This window comes from Anaerococcus sp. NML200537, from assembly GCF_026131715.1.
GTDB classification, from domain to species: domain Bacteria; phylum Bacillota; class Clostridia; order Tissierellales; family Peptoniphilaceae; genus Anaerococcus; species Anaerococcus kampingae.
The window spans coordinates 21,361-41,526 of record NZ_JAMXSL010000007.1 but is presented as its reverse complement, the minus strand read 5'-3'; the positions used below and the strand labels follow the sequence as shown (position 1 = coordinate 41,526).

Annotated in this window: 14 protein-coding genes; 2 read left to right on the top strand and 12 right to left on the bottom strand. The window is 34.4% G+C overall.

Features of this window, described 5'->3' with window-relative positions:
- Nucleotides 1-54: 54 nt before the first annotated feature.
- Nucleotides 55-594 (top strand): NADPH-dependent FMN reductase, encoded by a 540-nt coding sequence (locus NH288_RS03130; RefSeq protein ID WP_265213003.1) that lies wholly within the window; start codon nt 55-57, stop codon nt 592-594.
- A 65-nt stretch (nt 595-659) separates the two neighbouring features.
- Here the strand turns inward: NH288_RS03130 and NH288_RS03125 are convergent, their stop codons facing one another.
- Both NH288_RS03125 and NH288_RS03120 read right to left on the bottom strand, forming a co-directional pair.
- Nucleotides 660-1,424, bottom strand: coding sequence for a nucleoside phosphorylase (locus tag NH288_RS03125; protein WP_106459908.1), 765 nt, complete (start codon nt 1,422-1,424; stop codon nt 660-662).
- 66 nt (nt 1,425-1,490) lie between these two features.
- Complete coding sequence (locus NH288_RS03120) at nt 1,491-2,327, bottom strand: aldo/keto reductase (RefSeq protein WP_265213001.1); 837 nt, start codon at nt 2,325-2,327, stop codon at nt 1,491-1,493.
- Between the two features lie 77 nt (nt 2,328-2,404).
- Between NH288_RS03120 and ymfI the strand changes: the two genes are divergently transcribed.
- Nucleotides 2,405-3,133: an elongation factor P 5-aminopentanone reductase gene (gene ymfI, locus NH288_RS03115; protein WP_265213000.1), complete on the top strand. Its 729-nt coding sequence runs from the start codon at nt 2,405-2,407 to the stop codon at nt 3,131-3,133.
- 964 nt (nt 3,134-4,097) lie between these two features.
- On the opposite strand, the gene NH288_RS03110 is transcribed toward ymfI, so the two are convergent.
- The 10 genes from NH288_RS03110 to NH288_RS03065 form a co-directional block, all read right to left on the bottom strand.
- Entirely contained in the window at nt 4,098-7,457 is a 3,360-nt protein-coding gene (locus NH288_RS03110) for a UvrD-helicase domain-containing protein (protein WP_265212999.1), read from the bottom strand.
- On the bottom strand, nt 7,444-10,800 hold the full coding sequence (locus NH288_RS03105; protein ID WP_265212998.1) for a PD-(D/E)XK nuclease family protein: 3,357 nt from the start codon (nt 10,798-10,800) through the stop codon (nt 7,444-7,446). The genes NH288_RS03110 and NH288_RS03105 overlap by 14 nt, the downstream gene beginning before the upstream one ends.
- On the bottom strand, nt 10,797-13,832 hold the full coding sequence (locus tag NH288_RS03100) for an AAA family ATPase (protein WP_265212996.1): 3,036 nt from the start codon (nt 13,830-13,832) through the stop codon (nt 10,797-10,799). Before NH288_RS03100 ends, NH288_RS03105 begins: the two co-directional genes overlap by 4 nt.
- The gene (locus NH288_RS03095; protein ID WP_265212994.1) at nt 13,822-14,943 is read right to left on the bottom strand and encodes an exonuclease SbcCD subunit D; all 1,122 of its coding nucleotides are present in this window, start codon (nt 14,941-14,943) and stop codon (nt 13,822-13,824) included. Before NH288_RS03095 ends, NH288_RS03100 begins: the two co-directional genes overlap by 11 nt.
- On the bottom strand, nt 14,940-15,662 hold the full coding sequence (gene yaaA / locus NH288_RS03090; RefSeq protein ID WP_265212992.1) for a peroxide stress protein YaaA: 723 nt from the start codon (nt 15,660-15,662) through the stop codon (nt 14,940-14,942). Before yaaA ends, NH288_RS03095 begins: the two co-directional genes overlap by 4 nt.
- 79 nt (nt 15,663-15,741) lie before the next feature.
- Nucleotides 15,742-16,596: a GIY-YIG nuclease family protein gene (locus tag NH288_RS03085; RefSeq protein ID WP_265212990.1), complete on the bottom strand. Its 855-nt coding sequence runs from the start codon at nt 16,594-16,596 to the stop codon at nt 15,742-15,744.
- 9 nt (nt 16,597-16,605) lie between these two features.
- Nucleotides 16,606-17,571: a helix-turn-helix transcriptional regulator gene (locus NH288_RS03080; protein ID WP_265212988.1), complete on the bottom strand. Its 966-nt coding sequence runs from the start codon at nt 17,569-17,571 to the stop codon at nt 16,606-16,608.
- A 27-nt stretch (nt 17,572-17,598) separates the two neighbouring features.
- On the bottom strand, nt 17,599-18,603 hold the full coding sequence (locus NH288_RS03075) for a hypothetical protein (RefSeq protein WP_265212986.1): 1,005 nt from the start codon (nt 18,601-18,603) through the stop codon (nt 17,599-17,601).
- An 85-nt stretch (nt 18,604-18,688) separates the two neighbouring features.
- Nucleotides 18,689-19,504, bottom strand: a complete 816-nt coding sequence (locus tag NH288_RS03070; RefSeq protein WP_265212984.1) for a metal ABC transporter permease — start codon at nt 19,502-19,504, stop codon at nt 18,689-18,691.
- Complete coding sequence (locus tag NH288_RS03065; protein ID WP_265212982.1) at nt 19,498-20,157, bottom strand: metal ABC transporter ATP-binding protein; 660 nt, start codon at nt 20,155-20,157, stop codon at nt 19,498-19,500. Before NH288_RS03065 ends, NH288_RS03070 begins: the two co-directional genes overlap by 7 nt.
- Between the last annotated feature and the right edge of the window lie 9 nt (nt 20,158-20,166).

Sequence of the window (20,166 nt, the reverse complement as noted above, 5' to 3'; positions counted from 1 at the left end):
ATAATTTAGACTTTAGGGTATAATTTAATTAAAGAAAAAAGAAAGGATTTATCAATGAAAATAGGATTATTAGTAGGATCACTTAGAAAGAATTCATGGAATAAAAAGCTTGCCAAGGAAGTAGCAGAACTGCTTGATGTTGAAACATATAAAATCGACCTAAGCGAGACACCTTTTTATAACCAAGACCTAGACATGGGAGAAATTCACCCAGCCTACACAAAGCTTAGAGAAGATGTTAAAAAATGTGATGCCTTTATCTTTATCACACCAGAATACAACAGGTCCCTTGCTCCAGTTTTAAAAAATGCAATCGATATAGCATCTCGTGGACCAGAAGGCAATCTTTGGGCCGGAAAACCTGCTACAGTATTTAGCTCAACCATAGGTACAATGGGCGGTGTATCAAGTAACCTTGCCCTAAAGCAATCCTTCACCTGTGTAGACCTCATAGCCATGAGCAAACCAGAAGTATACCTAGCTAAGATTAACGAATTATTTGATAAAGACGGCAAACTAATCGAAGAAACTAGACCATTTGTAAAGAGCGCATGCGATGCTTTCGTAGACTTTGCTAAAAAATTTATAGACTAATAAAATTAAACATCTGAAAAGGCAAGGACTAAAATCCTCGCCTTTTTAATTGGAATAATCCTTATTTAAATTTCAATCACTGCATCCATAGCAAGCTCTAAAGCATAGGAAAAGGAATTTCTAGCCCAGTTTCTCTGATCATAATTTTCTACATCTGCCAAGGTATCAGCAGTAAAAAGAATTTCTCCCCAGATAGCCTTTCTCATTTGACTAACAGCTGCAAGGGCAGAACATTCCATCTCAACAACAGCACAGCCTTCATCAACTCTATAATTTACCAAATCTTTTGTCTCCCTATAAAATCCATCAGTAGTCCGGGTCATGACTTCCTTATATTTGAGTCCTCTTTGTCTAAATACTCTTTCTATAGCTGAAACTGCTCTAGGATTTATGTCAATATACCTAGATGGCAAAACATAATGAAAGCTTGTCCCTTCCTGCCTTAAGGCCCTCACAGGAACAAGAAAAGTCGACTCTGCTATATCTATTAGAGATCCGCAGGTTCCAGTGGAAATTATTTCCCTTACACCATAGCCAATAAGCCAATCCAAAAGTTGGGCTGCTGGAGCAGAGCCAACTGGGGCTTGAGCAAGACAAAGGTCATGGCCCTTATGATTAATTTTATAAATAGGATAAGTCTTTGTTGCCGATTCAAAATGACCTAAAATCTCCCCTTCATTTCTCACGACATATCTGTCAATCTCATCTTCCAAAAAAGCATAAACGCATTTAACAGGTAAATTTATGTCTAGATTTTCGTGATTCGGCATAATCACCGATTCGATATTATCGTCAAACTCCAAAATTGCTAGATCATTTTTGTAAATCATATTTCTTCCTTTTATATTTATTAAAAACCCGGCAAGTATAATCGCCGATTCCTTAAATATATTTTCCTATCCTCTTCTTATCTTATCAAGCCACTCCTTATTTTCTGGGTCATTTGAAAATCTTTCCTTCCTATCAAGGCTGGCAAGGGCGTTCATGTCTTCTTCGCTAAGGTCAAAGTCAAAAATCGAAATATTTTCCTTAATCCTTCCCTCATTTGAAGATTTTACAAGGACCATAGTATCCCTTTCTATATTCCATTTAAGGGCAATTTGGGCAGGAGTTTTTCCGTACTTATCCCCTATTTCCTTTAAGATTTGCTCATTCAAAAGATTAGATTTGCCTTGAGAAAGCGGTCCCCAAGCTTGGTGGAGGATGCCATTTTCCATTAGGAAATTCTTATTATCAGTATCTTGTAAATATAAATGACTTTCTAATTGGTCAAGGACTGGCTTTTCTCCAAGACTAATTAATTCTTTAAGTTGAGCTCTTGTAAAATTGCACACACCAATTGATTTAACAAGGCCTTGGTCCCTATAATCCTGAAAAACTTTCCAAGCCTTATCAAAATCTTCTCCATACCAGTGAAGCAATAAAACATCTATATAGTCAAGGTCGAGCTTTTTTAGAGAATTGTCAATTGATCTTCTGCAAGCATCTGGATCAAAATCTACAGGCCAAACCTTGGTAGCTACTTGTATTTCTCCCCTTTTAAGACCAGAACCCTTAAGGTATTTACCAACTAAGTCTTCATTTTCATAGTATTTAGCAGTATCAAAATACCTATAGCCAGCTTCTATTGCAGAGCCAATAGACCTTTCCATATCAGCTTCTTCAGTAATTTTAAAAGTCCCAAAACCAATTGCAGGAACCTTAGTTCCATCATTTAATTTAAAATATTTCATATCTACTCCTTAGAATTCTAATCATCATATCATCAATAAATTTATACCCTATTTAACAAATATGTTATAATAAAGTTATGAAAACAGTATTAATAACAGGATCTTCCAGGGGAATAGGTGCTGCAATTGCCAAAAACCTCGCAAAAGATTATCAAATCGTAATAAATTATAATAAGAGCAAAGATGAAGCCATGGATCTTCTAAAAGAATTAAGAGAAATAAATCCCATGGTAATAGCCATAGGGGCAGATGTATCAGATGAAGACCAGGTAGAAGCGATGTTTAAAATAATTGAAGATAATTTCAAAAGTGTCGACATCCTAATAAATAACGCAGGTATATCCTACTTTGGCCTAATCCAAGACACTCCCTTTGACAAGTGGCTGGATGTAATAAATACCAACCTTAATTCGGTCTTTTTAAACTCCAAAAGAGCCATACCAAAAATGATTGAAAAAAAAGAGGGAGTAATTATAAATATAAGCTCAATCTGGGGAGACTTCGGAGCAAGCATGGAATCATCATATTCAACAAGCAAGGGCGCCATAAATACCTTCACCAAGGCCATGGCCAAAGAACTTGCCCCATCAAATATAAGAGTAAACGCCATAGCCCCGGGTATGGTGGATACAGACATGATGAAAAGAGACTTTAGCCCAGAAGAAATCGATCAGTTAAAAGAAGAAGTAGGCATAAAAAGACTAGCAAAGCCAGAAGAAATCGCAGGCCTAGTCAGGTACTTGATCTCTGATGAGGCTTCTTATATAACTGGGGATATTATTCATATAAATGGGGGGTTTTATTAATTACAGTAATTGATATACTAGTTATTAGGGGTTTTTTATCCAAGATAAAATTATTATTTACTTTTATTCTTGTAATTTTATCTCATAATAAATGATTGTCATCAAGCTGATGACTTCGCCAAAGGGGGAGGGCCAAGGACCCTTTCGCATGGGTCCTCATCGCCCTCCCCCTTACACCCCCTCTTCGTTACACCCCGCAAGCGACTCTTGCAGAGGGCAAACTGAAGATTGCTTCTAGCAATCTTCTATATTAGACCTGACGGCTATTCATCCTGGTTCAAAATCTATTATTTCAAATCTCGTCAGCTAAAAATTTAGATTCGCTTCACTTCGTTACGCTCAACAAAATTTTCTTAACGCTTCCTCTATTTAAAATAATTGACGATTTTAATTCAGTAAATATCAAAGCTCTCTTACTTAGACCCACCAATAGCAATGTTTGCCAATGGCAAACGAGACCAATACTTACTTAGATGTCAATATCCTCTCAGAATACAGAATAATTCTCCCATGGTCGGAATATTTTGTAAATGGAGATGCCGTTAAGAAAATCTCCTGACGCACGAGTACAAATTAAATTTTGTAAGTGCTGAGATGTAGAGTGTATACAAAATAAATATTTGGACTAGATTGAGATTTTTAGGCATCAGAATGTCAAAATCAGTAAGAATAAGGAAATCTAAAACAAAGAGATTTGTCTACCAAGATAGGATTGCCGTTAGGCAATCTTCTCTGTTCGCACTCCGCTAAGGAGTCGCTTGTGGGGTGTAACGGGGAGGGGTTTAAGGGGAGGCCGATGAGGACCCATGCGAAAGGGTCCTTGGGCCTCCCCTTATTACGAAGATTCAATAGTAAATAGAAATTAAATATTAAATGGTTAAGTTACGAAGAATCAAAGTCTAAAATACTATTATCTTGGATAATAAAAAAAGGGGTTTTAGGGGGAATCCCCCTAAAATACCCATTATTTATTGTAAACACTAATCTCCCCACTATTATACCAATATATAAGCCCCATGCTTACCTTTTTTCCCAAGGCTTCTTCTAAGGCTTTTTTGTAGATTTCTAGCTGCTTTTTGTAGGCTTCTTCTCTTTTTATCCTGTCTGTCTTGAAGTCTATTAGGATTATTTCATCTTCTTTTTCAAAGATTAGGTCTATCTGACCATTTACGTAGTAATCCTCATACTGCATTAGGAAGGATTCTTCTTTTCTGTAAGGTGTTTCTTCCTTGATTAATTCTTTTATCAGATCATTTTGGAAAAATCCTAAAAATTTATCCACTTCTAAAAGTTTGGCTCCTTCTTTTTCTATTATTTGGTTCTCTATTAAGATTTCTATTTCTGCTTTTAGGCTTTTTTTATCATATTCTTTCATTGGGAGTTTTTGAAAGACTTTGTGGATTAGGCTTCCCTTATCTGTGGCTGAGTAGGTTTTTTCTTCTTCTAGGAAGGCCGGTTTCTTGAAGTCTATGTTTGAATAATTTTCGCCAAAGGATGATCTTTCGTAGCCTTCCTCTTCTTTGTTGAAGTCTTTGGCTATCTCTGTTACTGATTTTTTGAGACTCTCACCTATATCATCTGCCCCCTTGTAGGCAAAATCCATTAGGTCTTCTATTTTCTTATAATTTGCACTAGGTTTGATATCCTCAAATATTTTACCTATATCCCTACTTTCCCTGACTTTTTCTTCTTCTAGGCTTTCAAGATATGATATATCTACTCGCTTATCAAAATCATCTGTAAAGTAGTCTTTAGCAAAAATTTCCTCACCTATCTTATCGAAGGATAGGCTTGAGAGGATCCAATCTAGGTGGCTTGACATTTCAAGATAATCTACATTTTGATAAAGCTTTGCTAAAGAGCTTTGTGACTTAGTTCCTGTTATATATAGCCTTTCCTCAGCCCTGGTTAGACCTACATAGAGGATTCTCATTTCTTCTTTTTTGTCCTCTTCGATAAGCTTATTTTCAATTAGCTTTTTATTTATCGATGAGACCTTGATCTTGCTATCATAATCTGCAATATCAATACCTATCCCAAGCTTATCATCAAATATTGCAAGATTTCTCGAATGCATATTTTTTATTAATCTTGATGAATCTGCAAGGATTACTACCTTAAATTCAAGCCCTTTTGACTTGTGGATGGTCATTATCCTTACCAGGTCCTCTTCTTCAGATAAATCTCTTGACTGGTCTATGGTATCTTTTTGGGTCTTTGAAATATTTTCATAATAGGTTAAAAATCCATAAAGACCATTGTCATTGGCTGAGTCGTATTCTGCCATGAGGTCGATTAGGGATTCTATATTATTTATCCTATCAGCTCCCAAATCCCTTGCCATGAGGAAGTCGTAAAGGCCAGTTTTTTCAAAAAGGTAGTTAGCAAAATCGAAAAGAGAGTAGATGGCGAGTTTATTTTTTAAATCCTTTATGACCAGCTTAAAATTATCAATTTTTGCCTTTATTTGCTCATTCCCATCATAATTATCAAAGCAATCATAAAACCTAAAGGAATCAGAATAAAGCTTTATTTCTACCAGGTCATCTTCGCTGAAATTAAAAATTTCGCTTCTAAGGACAGAAAGCAGAACAATGTCATCATTTGGATTGGCCAGATATTTTAAAAGATTTATGAAAAAATTAACCTCTGCTGCCAAAAATGATACCTTTGATATGTCGTTAAAATAAGGAATATCTGCCCTTTTGAAGGCTTCTTCATATACATAAGACTTATTTCCGCTTCTTAAAAGAATCGCTATATCCTTATAAGCATAGCCTTCCCCTACTAAATCTCTTATGAGTCTAACTAGGTAATCTTCCTCATTTACTGCCTTATCAAGAACTGTAAGGCCTACTTTGGCATTTGGATTTTCCTTATCTCTTCCGAAATTTAACCTGTGGCCGCCGTTTTTATAGTCAATGCCACTTGTCTCTTTGGTCATTATCCTATCAAAGATATAGTTATTAAAATCTAAGAGTAGCCTATCAGTTCTGAAGTTCTCATTTAGATTTATCCTAACAGAATCTTCTTCCCTTTCGTATATATCAAGCTTTTCTAGGAATAAGTCAGGCCTTGCCCTCCTAAAACCATAGATTGATTGCTTGACGTCTCCTACGAAAAATAGCCTTCTTTCCCTTTTAAGCTTTTCTATTATATAGTTTTGAATTTCATTTGAATCTTGGTATTCATCGAAGAAGATATATTCAAATTTATCAACAAGCTTATTTCTTGCAGTTTCATTATCTAATAGCCTTATAAAATATTGCTCGAGGTCGTTGAAATCTAAGTAAGATTTGGCTTTTTTCTTCTGATCAAAGGCTTCCATAAAACGCCTTGTAAGCCTATTAATCTCTCCTAAGAGGATTTCTTCCTTATGGCTTGTAAGGCTTATAAGGTCAGAAGATGTATTTCTTACCAAATTTTTAAGCTTATCTAGAGAATTTTTATAGGAATTTCTGTCAGTTCTTAGGATATTGTAAAGGAATTTATCATCATTTTTGGATGAAGAAAGTCTGCCAAACTTTACCTTTTCTATTTTCTCTAAAAATTCATCCCAAGAGTAAAGATTATTTTCAAGGTCTAAAAATATTGAATAATCTTCTGTCACAAGCTCTTGGAGTTTTTCTCTCATGTCATTTTCATTGGCCATGACTGTTAGCTTAAAGGCCTTATCCTTCATGTCCCTTAGAGCTTTTTTTGAAATCTCCTTAAGCTTGTCACCGATATTTGCTGACCTTGTATTTTTATCAAGCCAAGCAAGTGGGTCAATTTGGCCGATTATCATGTTGTAAGTATCTTGAATAAGACCTTTGGCAGGAGAATCATTTCTATTTTGGGCGAAATTTTCTAAAAAGATCCTAAAGCCATCTGTCATCTTTTCATATTCTTCATCAAATATTTCATCTATAGCATTTGCCCTCATAATAATAGATGTATTTTCTGTTAGGACCTTAAAATTAGGACTTAACTTATCAAAATAATAGAAATTTTCCCTAATCATGTCAGAGCAAAAGGCGTGAAGAGTCTTGATTTGAGCAGTCTTTAAGAGCCTTATCTGTCTTTTAAGAAAGACTGGGTCGAAGTCATCTGCCGCTTCTTCTAGCCTGGTTCTAATCTTATTTTTCATATCGATTGCAGATTTGTTGGTGAAGGTTACAATTATCATCTGATCAATGTCTATATGATATTTCTTCATTAGGCTGATGATTCTTTCAACTAGGACAAAGGTCTTGCCGGATCCTGCTGCAGCTGATACTATTATATTTTTATCTTCTGTGTCTATGGCAGCTTCTTGGGCCTTGGTTTTTTTAATCTCTGTCATAAGCATCCCTCTTTACATCTTCTATCTTTAGGGATTTATCTATATCCCTAAACCTATCTGAATCAATTATCTCATCAAACTTGCATACGCCCCTGTAGTCGCAATAGGTGCATTCTTTTCTCTGCTTATCTTCCCTGACAGGCCTAAGGTCGATTAGGCCATTTTTGATATTTTCAATGATTTGTTTTATCAAATCCTTTGCAAAGTGTGTCAAAACCTCAAAGTCTTCAGGATTTACAATTTCGTTTTTCTTTGGGTCAAAGACAGCAAGCTTATCCTTGTCATAGTCCCTATCCATAAGCCTTATTACTTCTTCATTTACCTTAAGCAAGAGTCCTGTCATCTGGAACTTATCTGCTAGGATTTCCTTGATATTTTCCTGGTCTGTGAGAGAAACCTTATCCATCTTTTCTATCTCATCCCTAAGTGGCAAATAAAATGATGCTACAGGTTTAAAATCTTTATCACTTGCTGCCATCATGTAGACAATTAGCTGGAGGTCTAGGCCATTTAGGACATTTATAAGCTTAAAACTCTTAGCCCCAGTCTTATAATCTATTATCCTGATTAAATCTCCTGCCTTATCAATCCTGTCAATCCTGCCCCTTAGGTAGTTTTCCCCATCTATATCGACCTGGTCAAAAAATCCTCCCTTATCGAAGCTTTCCTCAAAGGCAAAGAGTTTAAAGTCTGACCTTTTAAGACCCCTTTTGATCTCCCTTGCATTTCTCTTAGCAGAATTTAGCATATTTTCAAGGATATAGGCATTTTTAGGAGAATCTTTTCTCAAGGTTTCTAAATTTAAATCAATACCTTCTTTGAAATTTTCTTCTAAAAGCGTATCTAGTTTTTCATCTGTGATATCGTCGATATTTTCTTCTTTTAATAATCTTGAAAGCTCTTCAAGTGACTTGTGGACGATATTTCCTATTTCCATCTGGTCAACGTCAAAATCTTTTTCCACGTCAGGTCTTAGGCCGTAGGAGATAAAATATTTGTAAGGACAACGTGAATAAGTTTCAATTTCTGAAACTGAATATGCCCTTTTCCCATAAAGCTTGCCAGCAAGGTCTAAATTAAGCGGAGCCTTATCATTGGTAAAAAAGAGTCCCTTAAAGATTGAATCATAGATTTTCTGATTGTCTTTTTTTTCTAAATTATCTTTTAAATACTTGATGAAATCTAGGCTTAAGTCCAAGTCTTCCTTACTTATTTTTTCATTCTTCTTAGCTTTTTCCAAATTTTCTAGGGCAAATTTCTTAAGGCCTTCCTTAGAATATGCAGCAAGACTAGGCTCAAGTTTTGTAATTGATTTCACTTGCATCTGAGGGAAAATATTTAAAATATCATTTAAAACTAAGCTTTTCTTAAGTTCTTTGCCTGACTTATCTGCCAGCGCATAGGAAAATATCAATTTATCAGATCCTACGATTATCTTATAAAGACTTAGTTTTTCAAGACTTTCCATGTCCTTATCATATAATTTAAGGTCAATCCCGCGCTTTTTTAAGTCTCCCTTCTCATCATCATTTATAATAAAATCTTTCGATTCTCCTGATGGAAAATAGGCATCATTAAGGCCTAAAATTATATTTATCTTCTTATTTGAAACCCTCTCCCTCTTAAAATCACTTACTATAAGATGGTCCTTAGATGGTGGAATTAGGCCAATTTTAATATCCTTAGTCACGGCTTCTATTAGGCTATAAATCCTGGCAAGAGAAGTCTTTCTATCTCCCATAATTAAAACTAATTGGTCTAAAATCTCTATAAATTTATCCCAAATTTGCTCATTTTCCCTATAATCATCAAGGGCTACAAGGTCCTTTAATTCTTCCTGAAAACTTGTAATGGCAAGTCTTATTGATGAATCAGAAATCATCTTATAGATACCTTCAACAAGGTCTCTTGTATTTTCTTCATTATCTAAATTTGCTAAAAGTTCTAAAATCTTATCCCTTACCCTATTTATGGCCTGGTATTCTTCTTCCTTTTTCTTAAGCTTTTCTTCTCTTTTTGGATCATTTTCCAAAAACTTTTCATAGAAATCATAATCCAGAATAAAATACTTATCATCTTCAAACATGGCACCCGCTATATTTCTTTTGCCAATAAATTTGATGAAGATGTGGCAATCTTCCTCGTAAGTTTCACCAAAATCAATTAGCTTAGAATTTAGGATATAATAGAGGTCTTCTTTTCTGTATTTATTAACCCTAAGCCTAAGGAGGGCAAGAAAGGTCTTTATAATGTGATTATCACTCATCTTCCTACGCTTATCCAAAAATATAGGGATGTCATACCTATCGAATGTCTTGGCTATGATATTTTCATATTCGCTATTTTCTGTCATGTAGATGGCAAAATCATTGTATCTTAAGTCCTTACTTTTTATTAATTTATTGATAATAAGGGCAATATTTTCCACCTCAGTCCTTGTCGATATAGACTCTAAAACCCTAATATTATTAGGCTTATCTAGATATGGCCTTGGGTTAAAAATATCAAAGTTATCTAAGAAGTGGTCAAGGTCTGCCTTATTTTCCGTATTTTCCATTTCTATAATTTCACAATTAAAATTAGATCTAAGTTTTTTATAAAAGCCAAAGGCTGGGTCAAATATTTCTGCTCTTGGAAGGGCTTCATTTAGATTTTTAGGATCAAGATTAATGCCAATAGTGATGTCAATTTCTTCCCTTGCAAGGGCAGATATAACCTCAAGTTTCCTTTCTTCCATATAGTCAAACTTATCAAAATAAAAATGATAGTCCTTTAGAAAGTCTGCATCCTTAATGGATTCTGCTAAAAGAGAGGTCATATCCTCACCATCAATGAATTTGCCTGAAAGAGCTTCCTGGTAGGCATCAAGGATTAGCCTTATTTCCTCAAATTTTATCCTGCTGGCCTCATCTATTTCAGCATCCTTAATACTTTCAAAAAAATCTTGGTCAAAATTATTATCCTTAAAACTTGCAATCAAATCTGTAATCGAATTGATGAAGTCGATATTTCCATAGGAATTTTTGAAAAGAGTGAGCTTATCATTTAAATCGTGCATTATATTTGTAAAGATCATGAGCTTGCCTTCCTTATTTAGGAATTTAAGCTTGGCAAGGCCCGCCCTATCTAGGAAAAATGCAGCAAAGGATGAAAAGGAAAGGACCTTAGCATCCATTACTGAAGAAAATCTGATATTGTTTATGAAGTCTATATCAGTTTCTAGGGTGTATTGCTCAGGAACTATAAGAATTGATTTTTGACCAGCTTCAAGCCTTTTTTCTATTTCCTTGTAAATATATAGGCTCTTATCCTGTTCTTTTTTTGCTAGTATTAATGAAATCATGCTTTCACCTCTATCTTTGATCCATCGCTTGGCTCGTAACTTATTAAAATCTTGGCATCGATGGCATCTTTTAATTCATCCACGTGAGAAATTAGGCCAACAAACCTGTCATCCTTAGAAATTTCTTCAATGGCTCTTATGGCATTGTCCAAAAATTCCTTAGAAAGGGTTCCAAATCCCTCGTCTATAAATAGGGTATCTATCCTGATTCCCCCATTTTCTGCTCCAATTTCATCAGAAAGGCCAAGGGCAAGGGATAGGCTTGCAAGGAAGGATTCCCCACCTGAAAGACTTGTGGCTGGGCGGCGCTTGCCTGTATTTGCATCTAGGATTTCTATATCAAGACCTGCCTTGGACCTATTATCGGTCGCTTCCTTTTTCCTTATCATAGTAAATTGACCATCTGTCATCTTATTAAACCTCTTATTGGCAAAGTTAAGAACCCTATCAAAGTAGACACTTAGGATGTAGGTTTCAAAATCAATCTTCTCCCTTCCCTTATTGGCTCCACTTGTCCCGCTTGCAAGATCAGCAAGTCTTGTAAGGCTGAGAGATTTATTTTTTTCCTTTTCAAATTCTTGGCTTATGGCCCTTATCTCAAGGCCCGCCCTTTTAAAGGAAGATAAGTCTTGGCTTAGGGCAAGCTTTTTATCAGCAAGAAGCTTTGCCTTTTCTTCAAGATCTATAATTTTTTCTTTAAAGATTTCTAAATCAATGATTTCAAGGTCTTTAAAAGCCTTTAGATTATCAAGATTAGCCTTTAGTTTGTCAAGATTTTTAAAATATTCTTCGTTTGCTCTTTTTAAAAGATTGAACTCATCAAATTTATCAAGATAAACCCTGTAGGTATCCTCATTTTCAAATTTTTCAGATACTTTGTCCTTAAATTCTTTTTTGTAGGATGTGAGATTTTCTTTATTTTCTGAAAGAGTTTTTTCAAAAGATCCAATTTCTGCCTTAAGACTTGAAAGGGCAAGTTTTATTTCTTGATCATGGGACTTAGTCTTTTCTATAAAATCACTTGCTTCTTTTATATTTTTTTCAAATGACTTTATTTCAGCTAATAGGGCTTCTTCTTTAAGGCCCTCCATTTTCTCCTTCTGGCTAAGGTAGGCGATTTTTAACTCTTGGAGTCGGTCTAGCTTAATATTTATTTCTTTTAAAGCTTGGCCTAGATTTTCTTTTTCAAGGCCCAAGGTCTTCCCCTCTTCCTCTGTCTTTTGTAATAACTTATATTTAAGGTCAATCTCCTTTTGATTTTTATCTAATAGGTCCCCATAGGATTTGATAAGTTCTTCATTTTCCTTAATTAGACTTTTTATATTTTCAAGGCTATCGTCCATTTCCAAATCTTTGATATTTTTATCAATAAGTAGCCTAATCTTTTCAAAGGATAGGTTAAGGTCATTTAGCTTTTCAACTATCTTATCAAAATCTAAGCCCTCTGACTTGTGAAGGGGTAATTTTTCTTCATGCTTAGTCCCACAAACAGGGCAAATCCCATCGTGATTTAATCTTTCAATAAAATAATTCAGCTGGTCAATTTCCCTATCTAGGCTCGCCTTATCTTTTAAATTTAGATAGTTTTCTCTTTCCTTGCCTAAGCTTTCAATATCTTTCTCATAGGCCTTGTTTTCTTCAAGCCTTGCCTGGTCTTTCTTAAGGCTAAGAAGCTTATCTTCTCTGGCCCTTAATTTTTCCTTAAGTTCTAGGCCCTCTTCCTTAAGTTTCGCCTTATCTTCACGGGCTTGTCCATAGGTTTTTCTTAAGTTTTCTAGATTCTCATCTATATTTTTTATCTTTTCCTCTAAGTCTTGCTTTTCTTTTTCAATAGTTTTTATAGATTCGTAGGCTTTTTTATTTGATAAAAATTCACCAAGAGCTTGGTAGGTCTTTTCCTTTTCTGCTAGGCCAAGTTTGTTTTTATCTAAATTTTTGGCAAGGTCGTCTATCTTTGCCAAGTCTTTTTCTAGATTTTTTGCTTCAGCATTTTTCTCTTCCAAAAGATTTTTATCTGCCTCTAGGTTTTTGGTCAAATTTTCTATAGAATCCTGAGTCTTTTCTATTCTTTCCTCATAGATTTTGATTGATTTGGCAAAGCTAGCTAGGTCTAGGTCAGATTTTTCTTTAGATTTTTCTTCAAAATTCTTATACAAAAGATTGTAAGCCGCTTGTGATTTTTGATAAGAGCTTATATTCTCATTAGTATTTTTAGACTTCTCTAAATTTCTATAGGAATCTTTAATATTTTTATCTAGGATATCTTCATCCTTTTGTAGTTCGCTTAATTGAGAGCTAAGGTCCTTTTCATTGTCTCCTATTATTTTAAGGATATTTTTAAAATCAAGGGCTAGGATATAATCCCCATTTATGACTTCTTTTAAAATTTCATCATAAGATATAATATTTGATAATTTATCATCTATTTCCTTAATTTTATTCTTGCTTACCTTAGCCTTTTCCTTGATCCTATCTGTTATATCCCTGTATTTTTTGGTTTTGAAAATATCAGAAAGTAAGGCTGCCTTTACATCTGATTTAGCTGATAAAAACTCCTGGAACTTGCCCTGGGCTAGGAGCATTACCTTTGAGAATTGGTCTACATCAAGACCCACTATCTCCTTAACCATGGGTTCTACATCTCTTGGCTTATCTGCTAAAAGCTTCTTCTCATCGCTTATATCAAAAAGACTTGCCTTATGACTTAAATTCCTTGGACCCCTAGCTCCCATGGACCTTTGATTTGGGTATCTTTCTATAAGATAAGTCTTTGACCCAATTTCAAATTCAAATTCAACAAAAGTATCAGGATCATCTTCCTTAAGATAGTCACTCCTCATATTTTCTTGGCTTATTTCTCTTGGAATAGACCCATAAAGGGCAAAGGATATGGCATCAAATATCGTAGTCTTACCTGACCCTGTAGGGCCTGATATTAGAAAGATTTTCTTATCAAAAAACTTGGTAAAATCTATTTCTATTTCATTTTTGTAGGTCAGAAAACCTCGCATTTTTAGTCTCTTAGCCTTCAAAATCTTCTCCAATCACTTCTTTTAAGATTTCAACTTCTGCCCCTGTAAGCTTTCTACTGTCCTTAAAATCGACAAAGTCAGCAAAAAGCTCTAGGGGATTTTTATTGTCTAAATCTATGTCAAGGCTTTCCCCGTCCAAATCAAAGACAGACTTATTTGCATAATTTATAAGGACTGCATTTGGAAATTTGGTCTTAAACTTGGCCATGGCATTTTCAACTGTCGCCTCATCATCTAAGATAAATTTGATATAAGAATCTGACGGATTTTCTCTAATCAAATCATCAAAAAGCCCCTGTCTTACTTCAAATTCTCTAAGAAGCTTTATAGGGATTTTTTCTATTTCTAGACTATCTTTTTTAAGGTCAACCAGGGTCACAGACTTATTAATATCCTTCTTATCAAAGGAATAAGGCATAAAGGTTCCGGCATATCTTATTTTTTCTTCCTTAACAAAGTGGGCAGAATGAAGGTGGCCTAGGGCCACATAGTCAAATCTATCAAAAAGACTAGCATCCATCATGTCAGACCCGCCAATAACTAGGGGCTTTTGGCCCTCATTGTAGGCTGTTTCAAGGCTATTTTCGCTATAGGAAGCATAGCAGTGGGTGATTAAGACATTTCTATCCACATAATCTATCCCATCAAGGGCAAGCTCATAAAGCCTAGTAAAATCATCAAGCTTTTCCCCAAAAAGGACCTCTCCCTTGGCAAGGGACATGAAAGGCAAGAGGTAAAAATTAAGTGGGCCCTCATCATCAAAAAGGGTGACCTTATCCCTGTTAAATTCACCTGCCAGGTAATATTTATTTGTCTTATAAAATCTCTTATTGACATCAAGTCTTTTGGCTGAATCGTGGTTACCAGCTATGGCAAGAACAGGAATATCAAGGTCAAAGACGATTTTTTCTATAAAATAATTATAAAGGTCAAGAGCCTCTGCACTTGCAAGGGCTGTATCAAAGATGTCTCCTGCAATCATGACAGCTTCGACCTTTTTCTCTTCAATAATTTCTAAGATTTGGTCAAGGACATATTTCTGATCTTCCAAGAGTGAAAAATTACCCAGACTTTTGCCAATATGAAGGTCGGACAGGTGGAGGAGTTTCATCTCTTATCCCTCACAAAAGTAAGGGTATCAGGCGTAGAATTATAAGGGTCATACTTATAATCATTGATAACAAGCTCTTTAACCTGGTCAATATCCTCGATTTTATTTTTAATAATCTCCCTAAGCATGGCTCCCCTAGCCTGCTTCATGTAAGAGACAATTGATTTAAGCTTACCATCACGATTTTCCTTAAAATCAACAGTGATAAACTTATCCTCATCTTTAAGAAATGGACTGATTGTCTTGGTATATTCCTTAGATGCCAGATTTAAAACTAGGTCATCATCTTCAAAAAGCTTATTATAAAGGTCCTTGCCCCAAAATTCGTAAAGGTCATACATGGTATTGTCAAAATAAAGCCTATAATCACGAATCCCTGTCATCGGCCTAAGAAGGCCATACAGAGCAGAAATAATATAAACATGCCTATTAAGATAAGATAAATCATCAAAATCCTCCATCTTAAATTGCTTAAAAACAAGGCCATCATATGAATAAAGCGCCGGATTATTTAAAGCATCGAAGTCAAAATCTTGGAAATCATAATAAGCCTTTTCCGTAAGCTTGTCGTTTGTCATATTAAGGTTACCCATCTCATTCATAGAAAGCTTCTTAATTTTATCAACTAAAATCCTAGTCTTGTCAGGAAAAAGCAGTCCCTCTGTCTCTATATTATCAAAATGTTTAAAACTCTTAGCTGGTGAAATAATAATTTTCATAAAAATCCTTTCTTTATATAGTAATATTATAACATACTAAGATAAAAAATTTCCCAACTTAATAGCTGGGAAATTATATCTAATTACCATTATAACCATTATTAATTGTATCAAAGCACTTTTTCCAATACTGCTCTCTCTCAATTATCTTTTCAGGATCATATGACCTATTAAAAAATTCTATTAAAGTAAAGGTAAAATATTTTTCAAAATATTCTTCACCCTCTTTGTTTTTAAGCTCAATTAATTTTTTATTTCCACCATCTTTACTTGAGAAATAATTCCCCCACCTTTGTCTTACTCCTTCAATACCTGTTGCTGAGCCAATATAAAGTTTACCTGTATTAGTGTCTGTCAAACAATAAACCCCACTAACCTTACTTAAGGCCTCATAGTAAGTAGGTAAAATTTCACCTTTAAAGATTTTAGATAATTTATCAAATGGTAAGTAAACCCTGTCATATCCTTCAAAAGTATCACCACTATACAGACATGAAAGTAATTCCTTCACACTTATCTTTTCAATGTACGAACTTAGATTAAAGGTATATCTTGCAAATGTGTGACCTTTATTACAATTAATTATTAATCTACCAAAAAACGGTTTAAACCTATCTAAAATCTCAACTTTTGCCCAATCATCCTCTGGAACTTCTAGAACCTTACCAGCAGAAATAAATAACCGTTCATCACCACTTATCCTAGAAAAACTAAAAACCCATTGATCTGGATAAAAATTCCTTTGACTTGTACCATACCAACCCCAGTAAGAACACTGTTCACATGTACCATTTATTTTATCAATATCATTTTGTTTAAGCCAATAGTCTATAAAATAATCTGCTTTCGACCCATAAGTCATGTTAAATTCTATCTTGCTATTATTTATTTCTTCTTCTGTCAAATTGAAAATATCATTTAGTTTAAGTTCCATAACCTCTCCTTAAATCCCATATAAATTCTCTTTCAAACTTTCAATAATCGACTCTCTAAGGCTAACTGGCTCTAGAACTTCTACATAAGGAAGAAATTGCAGAGCCCAGTATTCTATGCCTTTTTCCGGTGCTAAAAATTCTCCTAGATAATAATCACCCTCTCCTCTTAATTTTATATCCGTTCCAAACTGATCTATGACATGATTTAAAACATCCTTAGAAAAACGAATTTTTATAAATGATGGCTTGCCAAAAAATGCGTGGCTTGCCTTTTCTATTAGCCTATTTAAGTCATCGGTCCTAAAGCTGTCCCTATTTTCGTCTAAGATTCTAATATCCTTTATAAAATCCAACCTAAATGATAGAATATTTTTAAAACCTGGTGTAGTTCCTAGTAGATAGTATTTTTTATTGTCAGCTAAAATCCTATAAGCGTTTAACTTATAGGGTCTTTCTCTTCTTGGCCTAAGGACTTTATCAGGCCCATAAGTTAGATAAGTAAATTCTATCTGTTTATTCTCATCAATTGCCTCATTTATTGTTTCAATATTTAGAAAAACTTCTTTATTGGATGTTCTTTTTGACCTATAAAAGTCAGCCTGGCTTATATATTTATTGACTGACCTATTGTATTTAGATTGACTCTTAGAAATTTTCCTTATAAGATCTCTACATTGGTCCATATCTATGTATGCAAGGGAAAATATTGCATCCATTAATAAATAAGTCTCACTTTTTTCTAGGGGCCTATCCAAAAGATAATATCCCTTACCATTATCACCAAAGGTTGAAATATCTATACCAAAGTCAATTAAATCACTGATTGCGCTTGTAATCGTTCTCCTATCAAGATTTACATTATAGTATAAATAAAGTTTTTTCCTTATATCTGCCATAGCAATAATGTGGTCGGGGTCACTTTCTTCGCGAAGAATTTCTAGGATATATAAAATATTTAATCTTGAACTTGCCATAAGACCTCCCAGAATAATTATATCACATTAGTGAGTTAATTTAAAATCTAAATATGAATATAGGGTGACTTTAACTAGGCTTGTCTTATCCCATGTATAGTTAAGTTTTCTTAGGTAATCATCAATTTCTGGATCTAAATCTGGAAGTATATCAGCCTTGAAGAAACTTATGTCATAGGCAAATTTCCCGGCGCTTTCCCTATCAATACCATGGTCTAAATAATAGGCAAAAATTTCTTCCCTATTTGATGGATAATTTCTAATTGAAAAATCAATAAATAAGGAATATGCCCTAGTATAGGTCAGTGTAAGACCCAAAAGATACAAAAAATCTCCATAGCTTTTTATATTTTCTTTGAAATTTAAATCTTCTAAAGATTCGGTCACCTTCCTTGGAAATCCATTCTTTAATTCAAGTTTATTGTTCAAATGATATTCTAATAAATATTTTTTAAAATCTTCCATATCTATGTCTTGGGAAATATTTTTTTCATAATATAGGCTAGTTAGACCGTCCAAGAAAACTAAACTAATATTATGTAAATCGTACCTTTCCATTCTTTCATTTTTACCCCGAGAATATACCACACCATCAACAAAATGCTCTCTCATTAAGACGTCTAACTTAGTTTTAAATTTTTTATCAATTCGAATTTCAAAATAAATTTTATTTTCAAATGTATAGGTTGGATCGATATTAAATCCATCTCGGCAAAATCCTTCCCTTTTTTCTAAATCAACTCCATATTCTGCATCTTTCACAAAGACAAGTTCCTTGGTATTTTCATTATAATAGTGGGCAGGAAGTGGATTTATTAGACTAAGACCCAAAAGATATAGACTTAAAAAAGGCATGTTTCCGATTAGGATATTTTGGTCAAGATTTTCTTTTAGAAACAACAAAAATTCAACCTCTTCTATTGATGTTTTTTTCTTTATTACTTCAATTTCCTTTCTTAACCTATCCTCTATATACTGATTTTCTCCATATTTAGCTCTACTTGCGTACAATATTTTTTCTTCCAAATTCATATAATCACCTCTTAATTCTATTATAGTAGTGACAGTATACAAAAAAATGTACATGTGTAATTTTGCAAGCAAAAAAGACCTCTTTTTATTTAGAGATCTTTTTCTTTAACTTGTCGCTTATTAACTTTATTAGGCCTGTAATCATTAGGGAGATTATGGCTAGTATTACTATGGTTCCGCCTGGTTTTAGGCCGCCGTAGTAGGATATGGTGATTCCTAAGACCATGAAGATTAGGGAAAATATTAGGGATATGATGTAGGTTTGCTTGTAGGATTTGGCTATTATTAGGGCATTTGCTACCGGTATTACCATTAGGGATGTGATCATCAAGGCTCCTACTATCTTTGCTGAAATTGCAATTGTTAAGGCTGTTAGGGCTGTAAATATTGAATTTATAAGTGCTACCCTTACTCCTGCTAGCCTTGCCATTAGGGGGTTGATTGATATATAAAGCAGGGCATTGTATAGGTAGAAGGATGCTAGGCTTACTAGGACAAATATTATACTAACCATGATCAAATCACTAGATGATACTGTTGTTATCGAGCCAAATAGGTATGATTCAAAGGATTTGCCTCCTGGAGCAAAGTCTGAAAGGATTGCCGCAAGGCCTATGCCTAGGCTCATGATGATGGCTGTGGCCATGTCGCCAAATTCGTTGAATTTTTTCCTGATTAATTCTATTGCAAAGGCTGATATTATACAGATTATAAGAGATGTCCACATGGGATTTATTGACATGATTAGTCCCATGGCTATACCTGCAAGCGATGAGTGGGAAAGGGCATCTCCTATCATGGATGTCTTTCTATTTATCATGACCATACCTATCATGGGAATGATTAGGGCAAGCATTATTCCTACCCCTAGGGCCCTTCTCATAAAATCATAGTTTAACATATGACTCCCTCCCTTAATCTAAATATCTTATCCACATAGTCGCCTAAAATTTCCATCTCGTGGGTTATCATTAAAATTGAAATCCCGTGATTGGTGTTTAGGTGGACTAAGAGTTTTAGGAAGTCGTCTTTGGACTTTTGGTCAATACCTACTGTTGGTTCATCTAAGACTAAAAGGTCAGGGTTTGCTACTAGGGCCCTTGCTATCATTACTCTTTGGGCTTGGCCTCCTGATAGTTTGTTGAAGGGCCTATCTATGAGATTTTTGATATTTAGGCTAGTGAAGATATTTTCTACATCTTCCTTATTTGATTTCTTAATCTTTTTGAAGATATTAAAATCCTTGTAGAGGTTTAGGCTTACATATTCCCTACAGGTGACAGGAAAGGCGATTTTTACAGAATCATTGACCTGTGGGACATAGCCTAGTTTGTCATAATTTTTAAAATCTTCTATGTCTATACCAAAAAGTCTTATAGACCCCTTATCCTTTTTAAGTCCACCTAGAATTAGCTTGATGAGGGTTGACTTTCCCGATCCATTTTCTCCAGAAATTACGGCAAAGTCACCCTTTTCAAGACTTAAATTTACATCTTTTAATATTAAATTTTCATTATATCCAAATTTTAGTTTTTCTATTTCTATAAGCTTCATGTATATATT